Genomic DNA, 8,486 nt, shown 5'->3' with positions numbered 1-8,486 from the left:
GGTCCTGCCCGGGCGCTTCACCGCCGCTCCCAGGTGCCCTGCGCGGTCCGGACGTACACCGCGTCCGCCACCCGCCCCGCGGGTTCGCGCTCGGTCTCGATCAGACCACCGCCGAGCGAGCGCCCGCCCGGAGGCGGATTCGATCCGGAACTCGGCCGCAGCGACAGGCACTTGTCCGGCCGGGCGAAGGTCTGGGCGACGACCGAACTCACGTTGACCGTCGAGGGGCTGTCCACCGTCACGTTCTTGATCAGCTTGCCACCGCCGTTCACCTTCAGCTCCCCGGTCGTACGGGAGGTGGCGTTGACCACCCCGAACTGGATCTCGTCACCCGGGCTGACCGAGAAGGCCACCTTGGTGGTCTCAGTGCTCTGCACCTGCCACTGGCGCGAGAACGAGGCCTGGAACGCCAGCGCGAAGGTGGCCTTCGCGCCCAGGTGCAGCGCGTTCGACCCGGACACCGTCACCGGGAACTCGACGGTGTTCTGCACCTTGTCCTCGGTGTACGGCCCCTTGTCCTTGTTCGGCCCGTTCTGGTTCACGCTGTTCGTCATCCCCGGCTTGACGTTGCCCGACGCGGAGGCGGTCACCGTGGTGTCCACCCCGCCCTCCAGTGTCGCGCTACCGGAGATCTCGCCGCCGATGTTGTCGGTGCTGCTGGTCACGAAGGTGACGGTGCGCTCGATGTCCATGTCGGCGTCCGTACAGTTGATCGCCGCGTTCCCCACCGAGAGCACGGCGCTCATGAACTCGCGCGGCGCCCGGTCGTACATCCGGAAGCTGCACGCCGAGGCCGTCGTGCACAGTCCGGTGACCTCCCTCGCGGAGGCCAGCGGCTTCTCCCCGTCCAACACCTGCGCCACCGGGTACGAGGACGGGTCGCCGTCGCCCCCGGCCGCGTTGCCCGGCACGGCGAACGGAACCAGGACACCTATCGCGACCCCGGGGACCAGCAGGGTGAACCGGGCGGCGCGCCGCCACGTCGGCGGGCGAGCGAAGACGACCACGGATGCTCTCCTCATTCGTCGGATGGGTGCTGCCGGGTGCTGGGGTGTCAACTAGCCTCCCGACGTGCGGGATGCCCTTCGGCTTCCTCATCCTCGGGGAGAGGCGCATCGCAGGCGAACGGTCAGCCCGTGATCGTGCGCCATTCGATGAACTGTCAGCCTCCAAGGTTGCCGGACCCCGCCGCCGGGGGGACTGGCGAGGGTCCCCGCGGACGGCAGTCACGATGTCGGGCCGCCGCCGAGGGGGCGCTTGAGGTGGAGGGCGACCACCTTGGGCTGGTCGGTCCTCGTGGCGGCGTGGACCTCGGCCGCCGGAACGGTACGACGGAGAGGAGAACGCCGACAGGCAGCAGGGTGAGTCTGTTCTTCTGCCAGTCGGTGTGGGCGAGGGCGGGCACCGGGGCCGCGGAGGCGAGCCAGTGCGCGGCGGCGCGCTGCCGCTCGGCCTTGGTGGTGACGGGAAGGGTCACTCCGAGGCCTCCTTCGGCATCAGCTCGGGTTCCAGGCGGGACGTGCAGAACACCGGGTCAAAGGGGCGCGCGACTCCGGCGTCGTCCTGGGCGGCACCGCTGCCGACCGGGTGGAGGGGCGGCTCGGTGGTGTTACAGCGCAGGCAAGCCCTGCCGTCGAGTTGCGCGGCGTCGGCGAGCACCTGGAGGTGATGGCCGCTCGCGTAGAAGGAGGTGGCCCAGCGGGCGTTGGCGACCCGCTCGATCGCGGAGGCGAGCAGCAGCGGGTCGCCAAGTCGCTCCGGATCGGCGCGGTCCGGCGGCACGAGCCAGTGCGGGCCCGGCGGCTGGATGGCCAGGGCGCCGGGAACGGCGACGTAGTCGCCGAGGCTCAGGAGCCGGCATCCGAACCGTTCGACCTCGATGGTGCTCCGAGGGGGCACCAGGAAGTAGATCCGCGGCTTCCGGCGAGCGTCCCAGATCACCGGACCCGGCCGACGGGCGGTCTCTCCTTCAAGGATCGAGAGCGCCTCCAGGCCGAGCTTCTGACCGGCGGCCACCGCGTCCCAGCTAGTGCCGCCCTCGACGGCGACGACCGTCTCGCCGGGCGGAGGCCATGGACTGGCGGTGCCGAACGAGCGGGGCATACAGCGGCTCCTGTCATGTCGGTGAATCCGTCATGAACAAGGTCGGGCCTCTGCACGCCCGGAACTATCACAACCCTGTGTTGGTCGACCGTCACATCCCGATCCACGAGGCGTAGTTCGTCATCGACTCCGAAAGTCGGCGCTGCGCGCGCAGCAGGCCGGCCACCGTCTCCCGAACTCTCCTTCCAACCCTTCCGGCGTGGTGAACGACGCTCGATCGAATCGACACGTGCCTCCGAGGCCGGGGCGTCGTCTTCGGGAGGGCCCGGAACCTGGGTGGGGGGTGCTGGGATCAGGGTCGGGCGGGGTGGGTGAGGGTGTGCCAGGCGGCGTAGCCGCCGAGGAGGTCGGAGACGTCGGGGTGGCCGTGGTGGCGGAGCAGGCTGGCAGCGATGGAGGAGCGGTGGCCGCCGGCGCAGTGGACGACCACCGGGCGGTCGACGGGGATCTCGTCCAGGCGGGCGGGGAGTTCGGCCAGGGCGATGTGCAGGGAGCCCTCGATGGAGCCCGCTTCGCGCTCGCCGCAGAGGCTGCCGTCTGGCAGGGCTGGCCCGGTGGCGGGCCTGCCGTGGGGAGGGTGCGCTCGCGGTGGACACCGGAGGCTCCCGTTCACTGTGCGAGGGATCTGTCCAGCCCACTCGCTCTGCCGGTGCATAACACCCTGGTAGCACGGCAGGGCCCCTCGGACCGCCGTCCGGACCGCGAAGCTCCCGGGGCGCAGGCCCCGGGAGCCTTTTGAGAGGAAGCTCAGAGGATCCGGGCACTGGCCCCCGATCTGACCATCCGTCACACTTGGCGGCGCCGAATCACGTTGTCCGCGATACGCCCACGCCGCCGCATTCCGAGATGCTCCTGGAGCGCCGCGATCGCGCGGACAGGGCTCGGCACTTGCCATTCGCATGTCATGAACCAGACATTCACCGAATGTCGTCCCCACCGGAAGGGATTCCCCCATGACCTCGATCACCGCCGCCGGCGCTGCTGCCCCACCCGCCACCGACGCCGTACTCCGCCGACTGCACGGCGCCGCGGTCGTCCGGATCACCTTCGGGCTCCTGTGGGCCGTCGATGCCTCCTTCAAGTGGCTGCCCGGCTTCATCCACGGCCAGACCGTGACGAAGGAACTCGGCAAGGCCGCCACCATCCACGCCCCGGTCCTGCACCAGTGGATCGCCCTGTGGCACGGCATCGCCGACGCACAACCCGGCCTGTTCGCCGTCGGCACCGCCCTGACCGAGACCTGCATCGCCCTCGGCCTGATCTTCGGCGTGCTCAGCAACCTGGTCTTCATCGGCAGCGCCATCTTCTCCTTCGGCATCTGGTCCGCCGCCGAGGCCTTCCACCTGCCCTGGACGAAGGACGGCATCACCGATCTCGGCCCCTCCGTCGCCTACATCTTCGCGTCCCTCGCCCTCTTGCACGCATCCGCCGGAGCCACCTGGAGCCTCGACAGCAGACTCCGCCCCGCGCTGGGCCGATTCGCCCCGCTCAGCTCCCCCGACGCCGCCGCTCTCGTCGCGTCGGCACGCTGACCGGTCGGCCGGTCCGCGCACCGGCTCCCGCCGACGCACCACCCGCCCCGCCGCATTGCGACGTCACCGGTGGTTCCACCGTCCCCGGCCACTGACCGGGGACGGTCCCGTGCGCACATACACACCCGTCGACTACCACGGCCCAACCGCCCTCGTCCGGAAACTGCCCGCCCCCTACGAAGTGGTCCGGAAGAGCCGGGGGCCTATGGGCGGACCGGCGACCCTGGCGGCTCGGTCCGGACCAACGGGCCGCTCCCGCGGCGAGGAGGAGATCGGCCGTCCCGGTCCGCCCGCGCAGGTGATCGCGGGCGGACGCGATGGTCTCTGGGGTGGTACCGAACACGTGGCCGTCGGCGCGGAGTTGGTCGACGGTGCCGAGGGCAGCGAACCGACCTGGACCATCCGCACGGCGGTGGCGATCAGCACTCCAGCCAAAGCAGCCAGCGGGATCCCCACGACCAGCGGTGCGGCGGCGAAGACCCTCGCTTGAACCGCATCGCCATCGATGTCAGGGCTGTTCGGCCCAAGCGGTCCGGCCACGGCTCCGGGCACGATGGCGGTGAGCGGCGATCCGGCCGCGACACGGCACGGCACGGAAGTGAACGAGATGGGCACAGCGGCGGAATCCGGTTCCATGACCGCCGCCGGCCGCGAGGTCCTGCGCATCGACCGGATCGCCCGCTCCCCCGACGGCCGCCCCGAAGCGACAGCCCGCCGACCAGGCATGAAACTGATCACGAGCACCGGACAGGAGCACCCGGCCCGATGACCTTCTTCGACAGGCTCAACCCCCACCAGGAGAGCCACGCAGCCTCCCGGACCGGCTGGCTTCGCGCTGCCGTCCTCGGCGCCAACGACGGCCTGGTCTCGGTCGCCAGCCTCATGGTCGGTCTGGCCGCCAGCGGCGCGAGCACCTCCACCGTCGTCACCGGCGGCCTGGCGGGCCTCTCGGCGGGCGCGATGGCGATGGCCGCCGGGGAGTACGTCTCGGTCAGCTCACAGGTCGACGTCGAGACCGCCGACCGGGCCAAGGAGGCGCGCGAGCTCGCGGAGGCACCGGAGGCCGAACTCGCCGAACTCACCGCCATCTACGAGGGCCGGGGCGTGCCGCGCGACCTCGCCCGACAGGTCGCCGAAGCCCTGCACGAGGCCGACCCGCTTCAGGCCCACCTACGCGACGAACTCGGCCACAGCGAGCACACCGCCGCCAACCCCGTCCAGGCCGCCCTCGCCTCCGCCGCCAGCTTCCTCGGTGGCGGGCTCGTCCCCTTCCTCGGACTGCTCGCCGCCTCCACCACCGCACGGCTGTGGCTCATCGTCGCCGTCACCCTCTGCGGCCTCGCCCTGGCCGGCGTGCTCGCCGCCCGCGCCGCCGGCACCACGCTCCTGCGCCCGACCCTACGCGTCCTCATCGGCGGCGGTCTCGCCATGGCCGTCACCGCCGCCGTCGGCCAACTCGCCCACGTCGCGGGGGTGTGACCCGACCGGGACCGCCGGCATCCGATCCCACCCCGGCCGGGGACCGGCGCCGTCAGCGCCGCGTGCGGTAGTGGTCGCGCCAGACCAGGCGGTACACCCTCGTCCAGCGGGGGATGGAGCGGATGCCGGGGATCAAGGGCACGAGGACCAGCGCGAGGCTGAGCACCGCCATGATCGCCCAGACCTCGGCGTCCGCGTTCTTGGAGGTCTTGAACGGGTCGATCTGGTACCAGAAGGTGTACAGCCACAGCCATGCCTGCCCGGGGTAGTTCCCGGTCTCGTTCATCATCCCCCACTGGCTGCCGGTCAGGTGCTGCCCGGTCGCCCGGTCCGAGAGGTACGAGCCGTCGGAGAGGAAGAGCATCGGCTTGGTGTAGTCGGTCTGGTAGAAGCGGCCCCGGGCCAGCAACTGGCCGTCCAGCGAGCCCGCCTGGGCGAGGGCCAACAGACGTGCCACCAGCACCGGCACCGGTCCGTAGTCAGCGGGGGCGACCTTCGCCGGGTCGCCGTCCGGGGCCTTGCCCAGGGCGTCCGCGTAGGCCGAACTCCAGGTCTGGCGCCGGTCGGGCGACGCCGCGTTCCACTGCGTGAGCGCGACGGCGGCCTCCGGCGGCTCGGGGGACTCCCGCAGCGGCCGCAGCACGAAGTCCTCGGCCGGGTCGACCGGGATGCGGACTCCGGCGGCCCGCTGCAGGCCGACCGGGCCGATCTTCTGGCCGGCGCCCGGGACGTCGTTGTACGGCGGACCGTACTGCGCGGAGGTGCTGGAGCCGGCGAGTTCGGCGACGGCCGTCGCGGTGAAGTCGTTCGGCGCCGCCGTGGACCAGGACGCCAGGGTGACCGGGGTCTCATCCGGGGAGGAGAACAGGCCGGCCAGCCCCGCGCTGAGCAGGGCGACGACCACCAGCGCGACCGTGAACTCCTTGACCAGGTCGTACCGGCGGGTGGGGAAGGCGTCCGACTCGGGCACCCGGGAGGCCTTCACCGCTCGTCTCCGGACCCGGTGGCCCCGATCGGTGGCACGATCCCGCGGATCCGGACCAGCGCGACGTGCCAGGCGGTCAGCAGCCCGACCACGAGCGGGAGCAGGACGATGTGCCACATCAGCATCTGGCCGAAGTCGAGCACGTTGAACCAGGCACCGACGCCGACCGCGTTGAGCGCGTCCTTGGCCTGCCCGGAGATCCACTGGGAGTCGAAGTTCTGCTGCACCACGTAGCCGGTGAACGCGGTGCCGATCGAGGCCAGGAAGGTCACCGCGCCGGTCATCCAGGTCAGGGCCCGCCGGCCGCGCCAGGCGGCCATGAAGAACTTGCCCCACAGGTGGATCACCATGACCGCCATGAACAGCTCGACACTCCACAGGTGGACGCTGTTGACGTACTTGCCCACGCTCGACACGTGCCACCAGGCCGGGCCCATCAGGGCGAGCAGCCCACCGGAGACCAGGACCACCACCAGGGCCGACACGGTGAGCACGCCGAAGACGTAGATCCACGACGACATGTAGGCCGGCTGGGCCTCCGGGAGGAGCTTCTCTGGCGGCAGCTTCCGCAGGGCGTACCGCCGCAGCGCCCCCGTCCAGCTACTCGTCATCGCGCCGCCCGTGCGGGAAGGGGAGCAGCAGCGCGGCCACGAAGACCACCACCATCAGGCCGATGACCACCAGGTTCGCCACCGAGATCTGGACCACTCCCCAGTGCAGGTAGTGACCGGGGTGATCGAGGTCGACGGGCGCCGCGAGGACGCACGTCGCCGGTGCCGCTGCCATCGCGACTCCCTTCGGACTGCGGACGGGATCTGGCGTCAGTCTCGCCCCGCGGGTGCGCGTCGGCACCCGCGGTGACCCGAACGGACCGGTCCCCGCCGCCGGCCGGCCGACGGGACTGCCGGCGCGGACGCCCGCTGCCGGGGTGCGTCGGCGGGGAAGCGTTCACCCCGTGCCGATGCGGCGGCCGACGACCTCGACGGGGCGGATGCGCACCCACAGGGGCCGGGAGCCACCGGCCCATGGCGCGGCGCCGGGCAGGGGGTGGAGAGCCGCTGCTGCTCGTCCGGGTCGTCGGTGTGGTGAGCCTCGCCGAGGCGAGTGGTCATGACCGCCTCCATGACGTCAGAGTCCGGTACGCGACCTTATGTCTGGCTTGTCATCACTCGATGGGGTGACGTTGGGGCATCGCTGCCGGTCAAGCATTCGTGATTCGCCTGGGTGGCTGGATGAGTGATCGCAAGCCCTACTCTCAGATCTGACTGATGTCAGCGTATGAGTAAGCACCACCGTTTTGACTCACTAGCATGTCGGCTCCGCCGCAGTGGTTGAGCGCGCTGAGCAGCGGCAGCTTGCCGCTGTTGTTGCTGACTGTGCCGCTGCCGCTTGTGGTGGCACCGGTTGCGTGTGCGCCGATGTGGTGGTTTTCGCAGTCGGTCCCAAACGCGGGACTGAGGAAGTCCCCTACCCCTCCCGCCGTTGCGGGTGCGGCGGTGGCAAGCCCGGCCCCGATGGTTGCTGCGGTGAGCGCGAGAGCTGTTGCTGTGCGGCGTGTGGTCATGTCCGTTAAACGACGTGCGGTGTGCACAGTCACCCGCCCTTGACCACGTTCCTGTCCGGAGGTGATCCCCCCTGCCTTGAAGACCCCACCCCCGTGCTCTGTCCCCGGGTGCCCCGAACTGAGAGTGCGGTACGCGACCTTATGTCTGGCTTGTCATCACTGCCTGGCCGTGGACACATTGGGCCCTGTCATCGCGGTCGTCGTGCTGGCGGCCTCCGCGCACGACAACGCTGCGGGCCAAGCCCTGCTGGACGGCGTGGCCGCACAGACGGACACGGTGCGCAAGGCCCTGGTCGACCAGGGGTTCAAGAAAAGCTTCGTTGACCACGGCCTCGACGTCGAGATCGTTGAGCGCAATCCGGCCGACACGGGCTTCGTTCCGCAGGTCAAACGGCGGGTCCGCGACTGACACCCCGCAGATCAGCGCCGTCCTGGCCTACGTCGAGGCCCGCGAGCACGAACTCGTCGAACAGGCCGGACAGCTCCGCTCGCACATCGAGGACCTCACCGCCCGCCTCGGCGAGCTCGACGCGGAGAGCGAGAACCTGCGCATCACCCGCAAGACCCTCCTCGCCATCCCGCGACCCGAGCCCGGCCACGAGGCGCCCCGCCCCCACGTGCCGGCCCACCCGGGCTCCCGTCCGGGCCCTGTCGGCTCAGTGCGGGCGCTGGTGGTGCTGCCCGGACTCGTCCGCGTGGGCGGCGATGACGGCGGCCTGGAGGCGACGCTCGACACCCAGTTTGGCGAGCAGCCGCGAGACGTGGTTCTTCACGGTCTTCTCGGCGAGGTAGAGCTCCCGGCCGATCTGCCGGTTGGTCTTGC

At 70.9% G+C, this 8,486-nt stretch carries 11 protein-coding genes and 2 pseudogenes; 4 read left to right on the top strand and 9 right to left on the bottom strand.

Features of this window, described 5'->3' with window-relative positions; all coding sequences use genetic code 11:
* Nucleotides 1-17: 17 nt before the first annotated feature.
* From BG452_RS24355 to BG452_RS24345, 3 genes and pseudogenes are all read right to left on the bottom strand, one after another.
* The gene (locus BG452_RS24355) at nucleotides 18-1,007 is read right to left on the bottom strand and encodes a hypothetical protein (protein WP_188306496.1); all 990 of its coding nucleotides are present in this window, start codon (nucleotides 1,005-1,007) and stop codon (nucleotides 18-20) included.
* A gap of 466 nt (nucleotides 1,008-1,473) precedes the next feature.
* The gene (locus BG452_RS24350) at nucleotides 1,474-2,103 is read right to left on the bottom strand and encodes a hypothetical protein (protein WP_188306495.1); all 630 of its coding nucleotides are present in this window, start codon (nucleotides 2,101-2,103) and stop codon (nucleotides 1,474-1,476) included.
* 292 nt (nucleotides 2,104-2,395) lie between these two features.
* A pseudogene (locus BG452_RS24345) lies at nucleotides 2,396-2,626 on the bottom strand (rhodanese-like domain-containing protein); the annotation flags it as partial.
* 430 nt (nucleotides 2,627-3,056) lie between these two features.
* On the opposite strand from BG452_RS24345, the gene BG452_RS24340 reads away from it, so the two are divergent.
* The 3 genes from BG452_RS24340 to BG452_RS24330 all read left to right on the top strand — a co-directional run bounded on the left by BG452_RS24340 (nucleotide 3,057) and on the right by BG452_RS24330 (nucleotide 5,114).
* Nucleotides 3,057-3,635, top strand: a complete 579-nt coding sequence (locus tag BG452_RS24340) for a hypothetical protein (protein ID WP_188306494.1) — start codon at nucleotides 3,057-3,059, stop codon at nucleotides 3,633-3,635.
* 505 nt (nucleotides 3,636-4,140) lie between these two features.
* Nucleotides 4,141-4,404: a hypothetical protein gene (locus tag BG452_RS24335; protein WP_188306493.1), complete on the top strand. Its 264-nt coding sequence runs from the start codon at nucleotides 4,141-4,143 to the stop codon at nucleotides 4,402-4,404.
* Entirely contained in the window at nucleotides 4,401-5,114 is a 714-nt protein-coding gene (locus BG452_RS24330; protein WP_188306492.1) for a VIT1/CCC1 transporter family protein, read from the top strand. Before BG452_RS24335 ends, BG452_RS24330 begins: the two co-directional genes overlap by 4 nt.
* Before the next feature lie 52 nt (nucleotides 5,115-5,166).
* Here BG452_RS24330 and BG452_RS24325 read toward each other — a convergent pair whose 3' ends face one another.
* The 4 genes from BG452_RS24325 to BG452_RS24310 all read right to left on the bottom strand — a co-directional run bounded on the left by BG452_RS24325 (nucleotide 5,167) and on the right by BG452_RS24310 (nucleotide 7,663).
* On the bottom strand, nucleotides 5,167-6,099 hold the full coding sequence (locus BG452_RS24325; protein ID WP_188306491.1) for a hypothetical protein: 933 nt from the start codon (nucleotides 6,097-6,099) through the stop codon (nucleotides 5,167-5,169).
* Nucleotides 6,096-6,710, bottom strand: a complete 615-nt coding sequence (locus tag BG452_RS24320) for a cytochrome b N-terminal domain-containing protein (protein ID WP_188306490.1) — start codon at nucleotides 6,708-6,710, stop codon at nucleotides 6,096-6,098. The genes BG452_RS24325 and BG452_RS24320 overlap by 4 nt, the downstream gene beginning before the upstream one ends.
* Complete coding sequence (locus BG452_RS24315) at nucleotides 6,700-6,885, bottom strand: hypothetical protein (protein ID WP_188306489.1); 186 nt, start codon at nucleotides 6,883-6,885, stop codon at nucleotides 6,700-6,702. Before BG452_RS24315 ends, BG452_RS24320 begins: the two co-directional genes overlap by 11 nt.
* A gap of 469 nt (nucleotides 6,886-7,354) precedes the next feature.
* Nucleotides 7,355-7,663: a hypothetical protein gene (locus BG452_RS24310; protein WP_188306488.1), complete on the bottom strand. Its 309-nt coding sequence runs from the start codon at nucleotides 7,661-7,663 to the stop codon at nucleotides 7,355-7,357.
* A 163-nt stretch (nucleotides 7,664-7,826) separates the two neighbouring features.
* On the opposite strand from BG452_RS24310, the pseudogene BG452_RS24305 reads away from it, so the two are divergent.
* Nucleotides 7,827-8,057 (top strand): annotated as a pseudogene (locus BG452_RS24305) (IS5/IS1182 family transposase); the annotation flags it as partial.
* Here BG452_RS24305 and BG452_RS24300 read toward each other — a convergent pair.
* Both BG452_RS24300 and BG452_RS24295 read right to left on the bottom strand, forming a co-directional pair.
* Nucleotides 8,050-8,292, bottom strand: coding sequence for a hypothetical protein (locus tag BG452_RS24300; protein ID WP_188306487.1), 243 nt, complete (start codon nucleotides 8,290-8,292; stop codon nucleotides 8,050-8,052). The pseudogene BG452_RS24305 and the gene BG452_RS24300 overlap by 8 nt on opposite strands.
* A gap of 27 nt (nucleotides 8,293-8,319) precedes the next feature.
* On the bottom strand, nucleotides 8,320-8,486 hold a 167-nt coding region (locus BG452_RS24295; RefSeq protein WP_188306486.1), incomplete at its 5' end, for a response regulator transcription factor.

The organism is Streptomyces sp. CBMA123 (genome assembly GCF_014596465.1).
Lineage (GTDB): Bacteria > Actinomycetota > Actinomycetes > Streptomycetales > Streptomycetaceae > Kitasatospora.
The sequence above is the reverse complement of the archived record's forward strand: the minus strand, read 5'-3'. Positions and strand labels throughout refer to the sequence as shown.

What these genes read in the sequence shown, in the direction of transcription:
- BG452_RS24340 (WP_188306494.1), top strand. Translation starts at nt 3,057, where the DNA reads ATGACCTCGATCACCGCCGCCGGCGCTGCTGCCCCACCCGCCACCGAC.
- BG452_RS24310 (WP_188306488.1), bottom strand. Translation starts at nt 7,663, where the DNA reads ATGACCACACGCCGCACAGCAACAGCTCTCGCGCTCACCGCAGCAACC.
- BG452_RS24350 (WP_188306495.1), bottom strand. Translation starts at nt 2,103, where the DNA reads ATGCCCCGCTCGTTCGGCACCGCCAGTCCATGGCCTCCGCCCGGCGAG.
- BG452_RS24320 (WP_188306490.1), bottom strand. Translation starts at nt 6,710, where the DNA reads ATGACGAGTAGCTGGACGGGGGCGCTGCGGCGGTACGCCCTGCGGAAG.
- BG452_RS24330 (WP_188306492.1), top strand. Translation starts at nt 4,401, where the DNA reads ATGACCTTCTTCGACAGGCTCAACCCCCACCAGGAGAGCCACGCAGCC.
- BG452_RS24335 (WP_188306493.1), top strand. Translation starts at nt 4,141, where the DNA reads ATGTCAGGGCTGTTCGGCCCAAGCGGTCCGGCCACGGCTCCGGGCACG.
- BG452_RS24315 (WP_188306489.1), bottom strand. Translation starts at nt 6,885, where the DNA reads ATGGCAGCGGCACCGGCGACGTGCGTCCTCGCGGCGCCCGTCGACCTC.